Source organism: Cohnella sp. (assembly GCF_041640265.1).
In the GTDB taxonomy this organism is placed as follows: domain Bacteria; phylum Bacillota; class Bacilli; order Paenibacillales; family Paenibacillaceae; genus Cohnella.
The window spans coordinates 1-14,911 of the sequence record NZ_JBEQAP010000038.1 but is presented as its reverse complement, the minus strand read 5'-3'; the positions used below and the strand labels follow the sequence as shown (position 1 = coordinate 14,911).

The 14,911-nt window shown below is 42.9% G+C and carries 16 protein-coding genes; 8 read left to right on the top strand and 8 right to left on the bottom strand.

Annotated features, from left to right (window positions below):
• Positions 1–996 precede the first annotated feature (996 nt).
• From ACESLK_RS21725 to ACESLK_RS21715, 3 genes are all read left to right on the top strand, one after another.
• Positions 997–1,416 (top strand): RNA polymerase sigma factor, encoded by a 420-nt coding sequence (locus ACESLK_RS21725; protein ID WP_076119645.1) that lies wholly within the window; start codon positions 997–999, stop codon positions 1,414–1,416.
• 119 nt (positions 1,417–1,535) lie between these two features.
• Positions 1,536–1,943: a DUF6075 family protein gene (locus ACESLK_RS21720; protein WP_373231809.1), complete on the top strand. Its 408-nt coding sequence runs from the start codon at positions 1,536–1,538 to the stop codon at positions 1,941–1,943.
• A gap of 28 nt (positions 1,944–1,971) precedes the next feature.
• On the top strand, positions 1,972–3,987 hold the full coding sequence (locus tag ACESLK_RS21715) for a C40 family peptidase (protein WP_373231808.1): 2,016 nt from the start codon (positions 1,972–1,974) through the stop codon (positions 3,985–3,987).
• A 319-nt stretch (positions 3,988–4,306) separates the two neighbouring features.
• On the opposite strand, the gene ACESLK_RS21710 is transcribed toward ACESLK_RS21715, so the two are convergent.
• From ACESLK_RS21710 to ACESLK_RS21675, 8 genes are all read right to left on the bottom strand, one after another.
• Complete coding sequence (locus tag ACESLK_RS21710; protein ID WP_373231807.1) at positions 4,307–4,669, bottom strand: hypothetical protein; 363 nt, start codon at positions 4,667–4,669, stop codon at positions 4,307–4,309.
• Between the two features lie 28 nt (positions 4,670–4,697).
• On the bottom strand, positions 4,698–6,677 hold the full coding sequence (locus tag ACESLK_RS21705) for an AAA family ATPase (protein WP_373231806.1): 1,980 nt from the start codon (positions 6,675–6,677) through the stop codon (positions 4,698–4,700).
• A gap of 12 nt (positions 6,678–6,689) precedes the next feature.
• Entirely contained in the window at positions 6,690–6,893 is a 204-nt protein-coding gene (locus ACESLK_RS21700) for a hypothetical protein (protein WP_373231805.1), read from the bottom strand.
• On the bottom strand, positions 6,880–9,006 hold the full coding sequence (locus ACESLK_RS21695; protein ID WP_373231804.1) for a DEAD/DEAH box helicase family protein: 2,127 nt from the start codon (positions 9,004–9,006) through the stop codon (positions 6,880–6,882). The genes ACESLK_RS21700 and ACESLK_RS21695 overlap by 14 nt, the downstream gene beginning before the upstream one ends.
• Complete coding sequence (locus ACESLK_RS21690) at positions 8,996–9,544, bottom strand: hypothetical protein (protein WP_373231803.1); 549 nt, start codon at positions 9,542–9,544, stop codon at positions 8,996–8,998. Before ACESLK_RS21690 ends, ACESLK_RS21695 begins: the two co-directional genes overlap by 11 nt.
• Positions 9,545–9,557: 13 nt before the next feature.
• Entirely contained in the window at positions 9,558–10,391 is an 834-nt protein-coding gene (locus ACESLK_RS21685; protein WP_373231802.1) for a DNA-methyltransferase, read from the bottom strand.
• The gene (locus ACESLK_RS21680; protein ID WP_373231847.1) at positions 10,384–11,289 is read right to left on the bottom strand and encodes a DNA-methyltransferase; all 906 of its coding nucleotides are present in this window, start codon (positions 11,287–11,289) and stop codon (positions 10,384–10,386) included. Before ACESLK_RS21680 ends, ACESLK_RS21685 begins: the two co-directional genes overlap by 8 nt.
• A gap of 94 nt (positions 11,290–11,383) precedes the next feature.
• Complete coding sequence (locus tag ACESLK_RS21675) at positions 11,384–11,599, bottom strand: helix-turn-helix domain-containing protein (protein WP_373231801.1); 216 nt, start codon at positions 11,597–11,599, stop codon at positions 11,384–11,386.
• A 427-nt stretch (positions 11,600–12,026) separates the two neighbouring features.
• Between ACESLK_RS21675 and ACESLK_RS21670 the strand changes: the two genes are divergently transcribed.
• The 5 genes from ACESLK_RS21670 to ACESLK_RS21650 all read left to right on the top strand — a co-directional run bounded on the left by ACESLK_RS21670 (position 12,027) and on the right by ACESLK_RS21650 (position 14,838).
• Complete coding sequence (locus ACESLK_RS21670; protein WP_373231800.1) at positions 12,027–12,167, top strand: hypothetical protein; 141 nt, start codon at positions 12,027–12,029, stop codon at positions 12,165–12,167.
• A 109-nt stretch (positions 12,168–12,276) separates the two neighbouring features.
• The gene (locus ACESLK_RS21665; protein WP_255654295.1) at positions 12,277–12,423 is read left to right on the top strand and encodes a conjugal transfer protein; all 147 of its coding nucleotides are present in this window, start codon (positions 12,277–12,279) and stop codon (positions 12,421–12,423) included.
• 76 nt (positions 12,424–12,499) lie between these two features.
• On the top strand, positions 12,500–14,239 hold the full coding sequence (locus tag ACESLK_RS21660; RefSeq protein ID WP_373231799.1) for a recombinase family protein: 1,740 nt from the start codon (positions 12,500–12,502) through the stop codon (positions 14,237–14,239).
• A 151-nt stretch (positions 14,240–14,390) separates the two neighbouring features.
• On the top strand, positions 14,391–14,588 hold the full coding sequence (locus ACESLK_RS21655) for a DUF2281 domain-containing protein (RefSeq protein WP_373231798.1): 198 nt from the start codon (positions 14,391–14,393) through the stop codon (positions 14,586–14,588).
• 13 nt (positions 14,589–14,601) lie between these two features.
• A complete protein-coding gene (locus ACESLK_RS21650; RefSeq protein ID WP_373231797.1) occupies positions 14,602–14,838 on the top strand; it encodes a type II toxin-antitoxin system PemK/MazF family toxin in 237 nt (78 codons plus the stop codon).
• Positions 14,839–14,911: the final 73 nt, after the last annotated feature.

Sequence of the window (14,911 nt, the reverse complement as noted above, 5' to 3'; positions counted from 1 at the left end):
AAGATGCACATACGCATCTTCTATTTTTATGGTTCGTGAATTGAAGAATATCACCTCAATCCCCCATCTTTTCAAACAGGCTCTAGGGTCTACCCCCATTTTTAGCAGTCAGTTCAATCTCTCCGAGTACGATTAACTCCTCACCAAGAGATGAGATGCCGTGAATCTTTCTTGCACCGAACATGCACCGAACACTGCACTAGATTTGCTCTTGTTTTGCACGAATTGTGCACCCGATATGCACGATTTTCCTGATACGATGATAGTATAGCAAGCTTAAGGGCAGCCTACAAGATCATCGGCTGTCCTTTATGTTTGTGAAGCGAGGATTGACGAAACGGGCATAACTTGTTCCATGGTTTCGTCATGTTTCCGCATTAAGTCGTACAATCATACCGATGAAAGGAGGGCGATGATGCGGTTCCTATTAATCTGTAATTTAGAAATAGGTTGACATGCCATCCTGAACTGGATACATCTGTATTCATTCTATGCGCATTACTTTGCATTCCAGCCATTGAGCGCCGCTTCATTTTTTGCTGCGACCAGCAAAAAGAAGCGAAGCGCTCTTTTTATTTTCTGATTGAAACCCAAAAGAAGGTAGCTATTACAGTGACGAGTGCTCAAGGCATGTGATTCGGGACAGTCAAAAAGGAGCGTTTGAACTAAAACGTAGGACAACACCATCATAAAACAGACTGGCTATTCCTCTCGCAATGGTGTTGCCATGTGAGGAGGGAAATTGATATTATGTGCCCCACGTTGCATGCAATGTCAAACCACGATTTTTTTATTTATTTTTATTATTCGTATTGCTCATAACGCCTCAACGATGGATATTACTATCAGACTTGGCTGCAATTCAGCATTGGATTGCTGAGCGGCAAGGTCTTTTTTATTTTTGTAACAAAATCAACAATCGTTTTAAAGGGAGCGTTGGCTGTCGCTCTCCCCCTCCATTTTGGTTTGTCCACAAACCAAAATGGAGGGACGAATATGAAAAGGATTAATTTGCGGGACATGTATCCCTTTATCAAAACGGATGTATGGATCGACTTAGATGATGAAGTGGCACAAGAAATCCGCCGTTTCGACTTAAACGAAAGCGCATACAAATTGCGCACCTATCGTCATCGCGCTTATTATTCGCTTGATCGGAACGACGGTATAGAACAAGATGTTCTTTTCCTTTCGATTTCCCCGGAGGAATATTACGAGCGTAAGCTTTCCAATGAGCAGCTTTATGCGGCTATGTGTCGATTGCCGGAAAAATCGTTCAGACGAATTTATGCTCACTTCTTCTTAGGCATGAGCAAAGTAGCGATTGCCCAAGCTGAACAAGTTGATGAACGGGCAGTACGAAAATCTATTGAACGCGGCTTAAAACAAATGGCGCAGTTTCTCAAAAAAATGTGATTGCGGTAGGTCAAAGGGTCCGATTTGCTTGCCAAAATGAACAGATAATTAGAGAGCTTTATGTAGGCGGCGGCTGGTTATAACCAGCCGCTCATTTTCCATGAGAGGGGCAGGTAACAATGATTCCGATTCGATTTCGAGATGCTGAACACGAAAGTTTCTACTATCGGATGCTGGATGAAAGGAAATGCAGCGACGGCTATCATCGGGCACTTTTCTACACATTAGGTATTTCCCGCGATACTCGGAGTCATATCCGCGATTTGTTTGATTTTTCTAATGGGGGCATTAAACCCGGAGGTCTCGCAGCCTCGTGGCAAACTGGTAGTTCTATCCGCGTGTGCAGGCTTGCTTTTAATCTGTGGAATGGCTGGACGGAAAAAGGTGGGGAACGCTACTCTACTCCCCACGAATTATTCGATTGCAGCTACGCTCCCTATTTTTTTGAAGCGATTCAACTTCGTTATCCGGATTATTGCCGAAGCCAGGAGAAGGTTTTCAAGCGGCTAAACGAACAAGTTCGCTGAACGGCAACCAGCTAAGGGGGTGGAATAGATGAAGGATATTAAAACAAGGACTATTGTGAAAGACATTAAACGTTTGGACAGACTGCCAAACTTGATGGATCATGTAAAACATTCGAGCACCCGCACAAAACAGCATAAAGACGATGACAAGACGACTTCACAATCTCCAAATGAATATGCACAGCACCATTCAACATCGGCCATAGATAAAACGGTACGTTTTCAAATTGGAACGAGCGTGGTTGCTAGCAAAAGATTGATAAGGCTCATTCAAAAAAGGCGGACAAAGTCAGAGGCGGATACGGTATCGATGCAGAACCCCGCTGCTATAATGACTAAGCCTTCGGGTACACATCAATTGCGACTTGCCCGTAGGTTGCATCTCCGAAAGCCGGTAGATGGGAAATATCTCTTGTCAACTAACCACCAATCAAAAAAACAACGCTTTATACGGAGCCGGGTCAATGCCCGGCTTTTGCATCCTCTTCGCAAAAATAGCTTTACTAACCGAATTCTAAATCGGGAAAGTAGGGATCAAGAACCGGCCGGGAAAAAAGGAGCATTTGCCGCCGCGGCATCTCATTCAGCAAATGTACGCGTGAATCGTCCAAAAGCGCTAACGTCCGAAAGCTTGAGGAAGCGGCATTTCAGGCCACCGTCATCCAGAATCCCCTTCGCTTTATCCAAGCAAGCAGGCTATACGATAAAACGTAAAGAACGGAAGTTCAAGACATTATCGCCATTTATTAAAACGGGACAACGGCTAGGGCAGGCTAAAAGCCATTCTGATAATCAAGCGGAAGGAAAAATGAATAGCGCCAGGACAGCACAGCGGACTGCACAGATGACGATGACTGCCCGCCGCTCCATTCAAAGGGCGCAAGCTGCAGCGCGATTAAATCTTCGGATTATTAAAATGGTAGTGAAAGCGGCCGCTTTGCTTGTCAAAGGGGTAGCCGCGCTTTTGGGGATTAGTAGCACCGTTATTGTATTGCTGTGCATTGTTATGGCTATAGCTTCTGTCATTTCCTCTCCGTTCAGCATCTTTGTTTCCGGTGAAAACACGGATGCCGATGTAAAGCCGCTTTCCCGAATCGTTCAAGAGCTGGACATTGAGTATGCCGACCGACTGGCAGAAATACAGCAGTCCTCTGGCCGTGTAGACCGGGTGGAGTTTCATTACCCCGGCAGCGCGGACAACACGCGAATAGATAATTGGATGGATATTATAGCCGTTTTTGCCGTGAAGACTGTCATGGATTCAGAAAACGGAATGGATGTAGCAACACTTGATGCAACAAGGATTGGGATCATCCAATCGGTGTTTTGGGACATGAATCAACTGGAATCCCGTATCGAAACGATCGAACATACGGAAAGCGTTACGGTAGAGCATGAAGATGGGACTACCAGCGAAGAGACGACTACCAGCTATGAACACATTTTGCATATTACCGTTTCGAGCAAAACTGCGGAGCAACAAGCTGAATCTTATCACTTTACAAATGAACAGATGGACATCATGAAGGAAATGATGTCTGGAGAGTTTCGGCCACTCATGTTTGCGATGCTGGGTAAAGAAACGGATATTGGCTTGACGCCGGGGCAGCTTGCGGATATTGGGCAGCATTTGCCCGAGGGAGAAATAGGCAGCGAAGTCGTCAAATTGGCGCTAACTCGTTTAGGCGATCCGTACAGTCAACCGAAGGCCGGACAGGATAACTTTACAGATTGTAGCTATCTCGTTCAGTGGGTTTATCGACAGCTAAGCATTAACCTGCCAAGAACCGCAGCAGAACAAGCAAAATTTTGCGTAGAGAATGGTATGACAGTAAGCGCGGCGGACCTGGTTCCTGGCGATCTTGTATTTTGGAGCTACGAGAATAATGGTAGGTTTATGGATATTACCCACGTTGGAATTTATGCGGGGGATGGCAAGGTGGTGGATGCTTCCTCTAGTCAGGGGCAGGTAGTGTATCGCAATTTGTTTGATTCGGACAAGCAAGTGTTGTTTGGAAGGCCACATATTGCGAACGGTAAGTAAAATCCTTTGGGAGACAATCTGCCGATTTCTACTATATATTAAAGAAGCTCTTATAGAGGCAATCACGAAAATGCACGAAGATGTGCAAATTTGATTAGAGGGACAATCTGCCGCGCTCATTCCGAGCGCGGCTTTGCTTGCTGCCACTGAGGAGATATGGTTTGTAGAATCCTTAAACCGGGCGAAGCCGCGCACGCGCTTCTTCAAGGCCATTGAACGATGGATGCTGGATCGGTGCGTTGGCCGTATCCGCGCTAGGCGCCATCTTGTGCAACAAGACTTGTCACACGGTCACTCTCTTTCGGTTACCCCCAGTCTCTTAAAGAAATGAACTAATTGAATGAAGTCCCTCTCGACTAATACGCTCCCCGAGTTTATTAAGACCAAAAACCATGAGTGAGCGAGCGTATGTATAAGGCGTGGTGGTCTCAGGATATAACGTCTTTAGAAGAAGAGCCAGTTGTCCATCACTATCAAAGCTGCCGATATTATAATTTGATCCACCAGCATCAGGAACTTGAAATGTAGCTGGGTTGATTTCGTCAAAATGATTTTTCAGTGCGTAAGCCAAAGCGAATTTTGCAACTGTAGACGTATAGTCAAAGTATTTTGAAGCAACTAACTGTTCAGCTACTTCATTAGCATAACGCGATAAACGAATGTTCACGAGATCTTCAGCCAAATTAACTCACCTCATTTTGATTCATGTATTATTCAACCCGTGTGAAAAAGGATGTCTGACGAGTCAATCGATACTCTTTATTTAATGCGTTCCCGAGAGTGAGTCGTGCTGTTTGTTCATCAATTTCATGGGTATATGCTAATAGCACAATCTGATCCGACATTGATGGCAGCACTTTAGTGATGTTTTCTTTATGAATAGGGTCAAGTCTGCCGAAAGGAGAATCCATAATAATTGGGCCGCGAAGAGGAGCGTTTTTGTGCAACGCTCCAATAAGTGCCAATGCTACGATGTGTTCAAAACCTGCCGATCTGAAAGGTGGCTTTTCTCCCGTTTGATGAATTATGGATAGACCATAGTTCTCATTTATTTCTAATTTTACATAATCGGGATCATTGCTAATCTTCAGGAACAGTTCGGTTGCATCTCGTTCAACATCCGATTTCAGTTTATCTCGATAAGCATCTATCCCTTTTTCGAAAATACTGTGTATTTGTTCACAGATTTCCACTCTACGTTTTGCGGCCAACATAGCGGTACCAGTTGCATGTCGATTAAGTTGCCCTTCAAGTGTTGCCAGTGAGCTTTGGGCTTCTGCAATTTTGTCTCTTTCATTACGTTTCCCAGCTTCAAGATTTTCTATCTTCGCATGGCATTGTGCATGTTGCTGAGCTAATTCAGACAAACCTTCAATATCGCCATAGCGTTCGATATCTTCACGTACAGTTTTAAGCTGACGGTCATCCCGGCTGATTTCAACGTTAACACGGCTAAGCTGTTCTTCATAAACTTCAAGTTTTTCTCGGAGGCTTGGATAAAGCATACTCTTCAGAGTTGCCTTACGAGCGCGAAGAGCATGTAAATTTGTTGCTTCCTCAGGGGTTAACCCACCATATTCAGACTCTTTACGCTTTATTAGGTTTTGCATTCTCGCAAGCAGTTCCTCGTTGATGTCTTGATCGCAAAGTTGGCAGTGTTTCTCAGATACTGCTCGTCGCATCTCTTCGAGGAAATTTTCCGCAGTACTTTGGGATTTTTCTTTGTCCTCCAAATTCTTAGCTTCCTCATCCAACATGGATAGTACCGTCGAAACACGCGCACCAATCAAGCCCTTCCATGCATCTTTTGTAATAGCACAAATTGAAGTTAAAAGACTGTTTCTTAATTCCTTGTTTTTTTCAATGGAAATCTCGAGATCTTCTTCATTAGCTAAAAGCCCTCGTATACGTTCCGTCTGAGACAGTTTATCTGCTAGGATATTGCGATTACTAATCTCTTCTGTTAGAATGTCACACAAACGGTCATACTCGGAGCGGTGTTCTTTAAGTTTCTCTTCAAGTACTGCAATTTGTGATGCGATTTGCTTAGTTTTGTTGTCGTTTTGAGCTGCTCTGTTTTTGGAAGCTTTGTATTCATCAAGGACGCTTTCTACATCGATTGCTCCGTTCGTTAGTACAGGGACACCCAGAATTTTTTCGATAGATTCTTTGATTTTTGCACCTGCATCGGTTTCATCCAAAAGAAGTTCTTCGTACTCTTGTAGTAACTCTCCGTCAAACAAGAAAAACCTTGAAACTTGTTCCGGCATGATGCTATTTAGCACATGATCGCGCTCTTCTCCAGAGAGAAAGGAGCCATCCTGCTTAAGATAAACCGCTTGCTCATAGTCGTCATCGTTTGCTGGCTTAACCGTGCCGGGTCTCAGCTTATATTGCCGAGTCAACTCATAGCTTTTCCCGTTGTTTGACATCCGCAGAACTACCTTAAATCCATAGTTCCCCTCAGAGCGGCTCTCAATATTAGAGATATTGGTCAGACCTTTAATGATCCCACGACGGTTCTGAATTTTCCCAAATAAAGCATAGCGAAAAACATTTAGAAGGGTGGTTTTTCCGCGACCATTGTTGCCCCAGACAATAGAAACGCCATTCTTGTCTGTGAAATCAATGGTTTGACTACCCTTAAACGGTCCGAAATTTTCTATCGTCAAACTTAAAAAACGAAGCATTAAATAATCACCTCAGTCTGTCGTGGTAACTTCTCTCAAGTAATCATCTATTATCTTTTTGGTATCTCTCCTGCCTAGTGTACGATCGTCTTGGTTTTCAAATTGTGCAATGACTACTTCCCGAATGATTTCAGCAGGTATGTCAGGGTATTGTTCTGATCGAATCGTCTCCAACACTCGGAGTAGTTCTTCTACCTCAATTTCATTCCTCATCATCCTCAATTCCTCCGTCTTTTAGACTATTGTAGTCGATTTGAAAATCTATCGCTATATTTTTAAGATCAGTTATGCAAGCAGGATTTTCAGCGCTCTGGCCGAATTGGATAGCTCGTGATAATTCTGCCGTAATGATTGAAAGACTTTTATCAGTATCAGAATCGGATATTTCTGGGATTGTAATGGCATCGTACAGATGAGCAAAGTACTTGTTCGGTGCTTTTCTGAGAATACGACCTCGACGTTGGATGAACTCCCTCGGATTCTGCGAAGAGGCCAAAATTAAAGCATGGGTTGTGGAAGGGATATCTACTCCTTCATCCAGGCATTTTATTGAGACCAGTACGCCGCCGTTGTTTTCAAAGTAGGATAAAGTTGTCTCGCGATCCCCCAGCATCTCCGCATAATATTCATATGTATCAAATCCAGCGTGCGTAGCACCAGTTAGAACAGACTTTAATTGAGTGATATTGTCACAATAAATGATCCATTTCTGTCCGTAGCTGTAGTTTTTTCTGAGAATATCAATAGCGAGTGGAACTTTACCAGAAGCATTTTTTACTATACGAGCACGTTTTATTAGAAGTCGCTGAAGCTGTGAATTGCTGAAGATATCTGAGTCTTTACCTTCTTTTACTCCACTACGCGCGATAAGCTTGCTTATTTCAGTTGAAATCTCATTCCAAGCTTGCTGTTCGATTACAGTGAGCGATAACTTTTGTGGATGGTAAAAATAACGTGTCAACACGCCACTGTTTATAGCATCTTCAAGAGTAAAGGGAGGGGGGATTATTCCTCCAAAGTATTCAAACAGCGCTGCTGTTCCAGCGGGATCGCCGTATCTATATGGTGTCGCCGATAATCCTAATCGGGCTCCCGTAGTCAAAGTAAGCGCCTGACGGCGTTTAGGACTGCCGAGCCTGTGCATTTCATCAGCTACAAGGAATAGATGCTCTCCCTGAGCAATGTTCTGAAGAAAAAGACTAGAACAGGCCGTATCCATAGTTGCTAGTATTATCTTATATTGATTTTTTCGCGAAGACGTCCATGAAAAAAGGGAACCTGGTTGTTTCCACTCGTTATTACCGTCACCACATAATAAATAGAAGATATCAAGGCCTACGATGGTTTCTCTAATTTCTGAATACCATTGTTTTAATAAATCACGGGAGGGGACAAGGACTAAAATAGTCTCATGCCGCTCTAATGCATCTCGTATCGCACATATAGCTGTAAATGTTTTTCCACTACCAGTAGCATGTTCAAAAATACCCCTGCGACCATTCTTCAACCATGCCTCAAGTGCATTAATTTGATGAGGACGTGGTGTTTTAGTACCGGGTCTTTTATCTGGCTTCCATTTTTGAGAGGCACTTTCGGTGACCTTTATTTCATCTAAAAGTTTTTGCCAATTACAATCTTTTGCTTTTTCACGCAGTATGTCTTTTACAGCCGAAGGAAAATCATACACAGTTACATCATCGACAAGGTTCGCCCAGAGACGTTCAAACATCGATTGAGCATCTTCAACTCTACTCTTGTCACGGTCACCAACCCAATTCGGAAACACATCGATTGACTCGATGTTTCCATCAGACGAAAGTCCTTTATATGTTTCGTTCATGGAACCACGAAATCCTACCGAATTACCCTTCCTGTCATAAAAAACACCTACTTTATCATGAAAGAGGCGCTTGACGCTCGCATTTGAAGTGTCTCCTACCACAGCAATCTTCACATCAACAACATTAGTCGAGACTAAGTAGGCTAACAGTTGGGCCGGTGCAGACAGTGAGGGACTTGAAAATAGTGATTGAACCTCTTCTTTGATAGAAGTAGCGAGAATTTCATTGTTACGGGCTGAATATCCTTTATCCATTGCCTCGTGATCCTCATCCGAAATATACGGCGAACAAATAATCCGTATTTTCCCCTGATTGAGGATAAACTCTCTTAAGGCATCCCAAGCGATAATATAGATTGTGCTTCCAAAATATCCAGATATCCGATCATAATGAGAGGCAACACGCATGCAGGGCAAATAAAATTCTTCTGCGATATCATTTTCTACTTTGTTATACGCAGTTTTGAAATCATATGCATCAAGTGTCATGGGATGCCTCCAAAATGTCTCGGCTCATAATGTCCATTCGCATTTCAATCGCAGATAACAGATATCGTGGCCGTGCACCCAAAACGATTTCATTATTTCCACGAGTGCTGGCGGATACTGGTATGCACAGAGCTTCAATTATCGTTTCAGCTTTAATTTGAAAGTTAGCACTGTACGAAAAGTCTGCATGTTTTGTGGCATCCCACAGAACAAAAACACCGTTCGTAATTTCATCTGACAGGCAAACATATGCTGCCAAAAGAGCCATACGTCCACCGGAATAATCAAAACTCCCGCGTGTTCCACGTTGTTGATCAGGAACAATAACTTGTATCTTATACTCATCAAGAGCGCGGCCGCCGGGAGGATTAGTGCAATTATATAAGTACACACGCAACCTCAATGGATATGGTTTCCGAAGATCAATTATTAGCGGCTTTGCATCAAGATCTTCTGTATTGAGCACGGCATCACCGAGGCTATCCACGAATAAGCGGTTAAGTTGGGTTCTTCCCAATTTTTGAGATTTTGCGCTCATTGTCCTCCGCCTTTTAAATCATTTCTCTAAATCGTTTCTCAGCGTCCGCAACATGTAACTCTACTAGATCAAACCCTACAAACTTTCGTTTAAGAGCGAGCGCTGCTACGCCAGTAGTCCCACTCCCCATCCACGGATCAACAACCAAGTCTCCCGGTCTTGTTGTCGCCTTAATATACTTTTCAGGTAAATAAAGAGGTTGCGCAGCTTGATGACCTAAGATACGCGATGAAACCCCGCCTTGTATAATATTTGTTGGAAGCGCTCCAAGAGGATGGGGCTGAATGCGCTTATTCTTCCGAACATACGAAAGACCGTTAGAACGTGGCTTATACTCGTAGCCTTCGTACGTTTTGACACTATGGGACTCGTAAGGCCGACGTATATCATCAAGGTTAATCGTCCATTTGGGAGATATGGAGAACCATAGATTTTGTTCATAAGCATCTTGGCAGGCTACCCGCAATCCGGTAGGGACAGGGTTTTCCTTCACCCAAATTTCAATGTCTACGCAGTGAAGACCCCAGTGTTCTTCAAGCATAATAGCTAACTTTTCAACCACTAATGATCTTTTAGTTGCCGTTTTTGAAGTTGCTTTTTCACGGTTAGCTTTAATGTTTATCACGAGAAAACCATCATCTCTAAGCTTTTTTATAGCAGCTTCAATAAAAGGCGATATTTTCTCAATGTATTCGCTCGATTTCCAGACACCATAATCGCGTTCTGCATTTGGATATGGAGGCGAACCATATACAAGCTTTATTGATTTATCCGGTAGTTGCAGCAGACCTTTAGCGCCATCGCAGCAAGATACAGCATATTCCGAATGCTCCAGGCGTTCAATCACCTCTGCTCGCTCCTTCAAACTCTATATTCATTCTCGCAGAAGCTAGTTCACAATAATCAGGATTTGCATCAAGCCCGATCCATCGTCTATTATTTCGAGCTGCAGAAATAGCAGTTGTACCTGATCCAGAAAAAGGATCAAGTACAATATCGCCCTCATTTGTACCAGATAGAATGAAAAATTCAGCCAATTTCTCCGGGAATCTGGCCGGATGGGATATTCCCCGTTCTTTACAAAGCTTAGCGAAAACATCGTTACTATTGGTATTTCCTATTTCAATGACCGAACCGGGGTCGGAACCACCGTTATCGTTCCACACTTTTTCGCAATCAAAATTGTGTGTACTTGGGCGTGTATTTTGGTTCCGGTCACCTTTTCCTTTCCCTTGCAAATATTTCAGCATGTCCTTTCCATAAGGTTTGCGGATCGGGTCAAGATTGAATGTCCACTCCGACCCTTTACTGAACCAAAAACAATGTTCATGTGATTTTTTAGTTCTTCCAAACCCCCCCCGAGAAAATACGTTTGGCGGAGTAGCTGGATTGTACCAGATGTAGTCGCGAACAAGATGAAATCCAATTTCTTTGCACAAATATAAAACCAATTCAAAAACAAATAAATGCTGATACCCATTCACTACTTTATCACTAATATTTAATACAAAACTTCCATTATCTTTAAGTACACGATGTATTTCTTGCGCTTTTGGAGCAAACCATTGAACATATTGATCCGGTGATATTAACGAATCGTCAGAACCGTAGTCTCGTTGGTCTGCATACGGCGGTGATGTAAGTACCAAGTCAATACTTCCTTTCGGAAACTCTTTCAAAATATCTTCACAATTGCCACGAATAAAAGAGTTTTCGAGACCTTCTAAACTCCAATGCATTTGCATCTGCTCCACCTTGCACCTCTGTCCTGATCGTTACATCCGGTTGGATGTAACGATCTTCTAATTTTTGTTCTTTAGAATCGCCAAATGTGTTCATTTAGTCACGATTGTTATCTTTGGTTATCTCCATGATATCGGGTATGTCGCAATCTAAAGCTTTGCATACCTTTACAAGAACATCCGTTGTAACGCTCTCATTTTTCCCGAGTTTTGCCAGTGCGTTTGTGCTTATACCAGATGAAGCTCTGAGATCTTTCTTTTTCATTCCACGATCAATCAATAGTTTCCAGAGCCTCTTATAGCTGACATCCACTCAAATCACCTCACAAAACATTATGTATAATTATACGTTAAATCGATGGATAATCAATAAAAAATTGATATTCTCAATTTTTTGCGAAATGGGAGTTGAGATTGAAGTGTTTAAACACGATCCATCTCGCGTACTTCACTCATTCCATTTGAAATCTTTCCCTTACTGATAGGAAAATTAGCAATCGGGTCCGATTTTGCATGAAAAATGAAATGAATAGTAGAGGGAAAAGTTTCGTTGCCCTCCTTGCACCTTGAAAATTTCATACGTTCTAATCCGGTACATTCCCCGCACACCTATATATAGGTAAGCCAATTTGCAGGTGCGCCATGACCACTTTGCCTGTTCTTTTTCCAGTATACGCTGGTGGAGATGATGGCGGAGAGCGAGCGATTTCTCCATGCAATTGTAAATGGTGGTTCCATTTATGGCGACGATCATGCGGAGGGATAATGATACTTCCGTCCAGCCACAGCTTATCGCAATGGGGGCGGCTTCCAGCGATCCTGGGAGAGGTGAGAATCCTATGAGAGCGGCGACACCACCGTTCATCGGATTGGATATTTAAGCGAGAAACCAAAACAGAGGCGGAGTGCAGGGATGTGCATGATGCTGTAGCACATCTCTGCTTTTCGCTGTTTCTTGAAACGTAGGTGAACCGTATGGGAGGTTAGTTTATGCAGCATAAGGTAATTCGATATAGCATGCAAATCGCGATGCTGAGACAATTGTTAGCTTTGTCGCTGATAAACGAGCATGAGTTTCATGTATTAAAAAACAAAACCATGAGAGACTATGGTATCCAATCTGACCTTACCTCTTGATTCGCACCTTTGTTAATCAAACGAAAATTTATTACGCTGTAAGCGTCATAAATGCGAATCAAAGGAGGAGCTCATCATGTCTATTGCAGTTGAAGTCATTAAGGCAAACCGAAAACTGTCAGATCGCACTGGAGGAAAATCGGAAATTCTTCGTGTTGCTCCGTATGCCAGAGTGAGTACAGACACCGAAGAACAGTTAAGCAGCTATAAATCGCAAGTTTCATATTATACGGAAATGATTAATCAACGCAGCGATTGGATGTTGGTTGACATCTATGCGGATGAAGCCATTACGGGTACACAGGTAAAGAAACGGGATGACTTTCAACGATTAATTACCGATTGCTTGAATGGAAAGATTGATATGGTCATAACCAAATCCATATCGCGGTTCGCAAGAAATACGGTAGATACGTTAAGGTACGTTCGGATGCTTAAAGAAAAAAATGTTGCCGTATTTTTTGAAAAAGAAAATATTAATACCCTTACAATGGACGGCGAATTGCTGCTCACCATTTTGAGTTCTGTCGCTCAGCAAGAAGTTGAGAATATCTCATCGAATGTCAAAAGAGGACTAAAGATGAAGATGAGCCGCGGCGAACTGGTAGGCTTTCAAAGCTGTCTTGGATATGACTACGACCCGGTTACGAAGCGGATAACGATTAATGAAGATGAGGCTGAAATTGTACGTTACATTTTTGATCGTTATATTTCGGGCATTGGCGCGTATATGCTTGCGAAAGAATTGACGGAGCTGGAACATAAAACAAAACGCGGAAATATCGAATGGTGTGATACAAGCGTTTTAGGTATCATTAAGAATGAGAAGTATAAGGGCGACGTTCTTCAAGGAAAGACCTTTACGCTCGACCCTATCACTAAACGAAGACTTGATAACCGTGGAGAAGAAGATCAGTATTATATAAAAAATCATCACGAGCCGATTATCAGCGAGGAAATTTTTGAAAAGGCTCAAGATATACTTCATCGTCGTGGGGAAATTCGTAACAAGCTGGAAGCAGGCGGTAAACGGGAAAAATACAGCAGAAAGTTTGCTTTCAGCAGCATGCTGGAATGTGCTTTCTGTGGCGGTCATTTTTCGCGGCGGAGCTGGAATAGCGGGACAACGCATGAAAAGACCATATGGCAATGTTCTACTAATACGAAGAAGGGAAAGAAATATTGTCCTCATAGCAAGGGGATTGAAGAAAAGATAGTTGAAGGTGCTTTTGTTGAAACGTACAATTTGGTTTGTGACAACCATAAAGATGTGTTGGACGAGCTTTTAGTAAGAGCGGAATCTGTCCTGACCGAGCAGGACAGCCAAAAACAGTTGACTAAAATCATTAACGAAATTCAGGCTCTTGAGAATAAGCGTTGCAATTTGATCGACTTGCATCTGGACGATAAGATAGATCGACCAACATATGAGCGTAAGTATGCAGAACTTGAATCGCTCTTGAACGAACTGCTTGACGAAAGAGCGAAATTAGAGGAATCTGCACAAAATGAAGTCGATGTTGAGAAAAGGATAACCCATTTTCGTCAAGTGCTTCGGTCGAATGCGGTTCTGCCTACGTTTGATCGAAGTGTACTTGAAAGTGTTGTCGATAAAATCGTGGTTGGAGAAAATTGTGATGATAGCAGCACTAATCCGTACAAACTAACTTTTATATACAAAACAGGCTTTAAAAGCAGTGTCCAAGCCCAGATGAAGAGCCAGAATCAAAAAAAGCCTTCATTAAATGAGGGGGGTGATCCATGTTCCTATTCCCAGCACAACACATGTGGAAGTCGTTTGTTCCTTGATTTATAAGGGGGTTGAGTGATAGTTGAAGGTATTTGGGGACGCGGGGGGAAAACGGCCTTGTTCTCGAAGGGTGCCATTTAATGCGTAGCCCCGCATATGTTATCATCAAAGTAAGCTACTGGTTGTGATTAAGTAATGAAGCTGGGAGCGTGAAGAGATGAGCGTATCCAAGGAGACGATATATAAACTGATCGCAGAGATTCCGCCGCAAGATATTGAGGAAGTGGCGGACTTTATCGGGTACTTGAAAATGAAGCGTGAAAACAGCATGTTGAAAGAGCTTAGTCAATCAGCTGAAAGCAGTTTGGATTTTTGGCATAACGATATTGACGATGAGGTATGGAATGATGCTTAGCTAAGGCGACATCGTGCTCATTCCTATTCCATTTAGACCCGTTCTTGTAATGTCAAACAATGATTATAATCGGCGATACCAAGATGTGATCGTTGCGGCGATTACGTCTAATGTTACAGATCGGGAGTATCAGATCATCATTACAAATGATGTGATGGCTGAAGGTGAGCCTAAAGTGGATTCTGCAATCCGTACCGTTGAACACTCCCCCACTTACGCATTTGCGTTGAAGTGGGGGATTCTTGCGTAATCACCTCATCCGAAGTGAAGTTGAGCAAGCGATCCCTGCGGTTCCCGCAGTTCTTGTTGACCTGGAAGTTTCT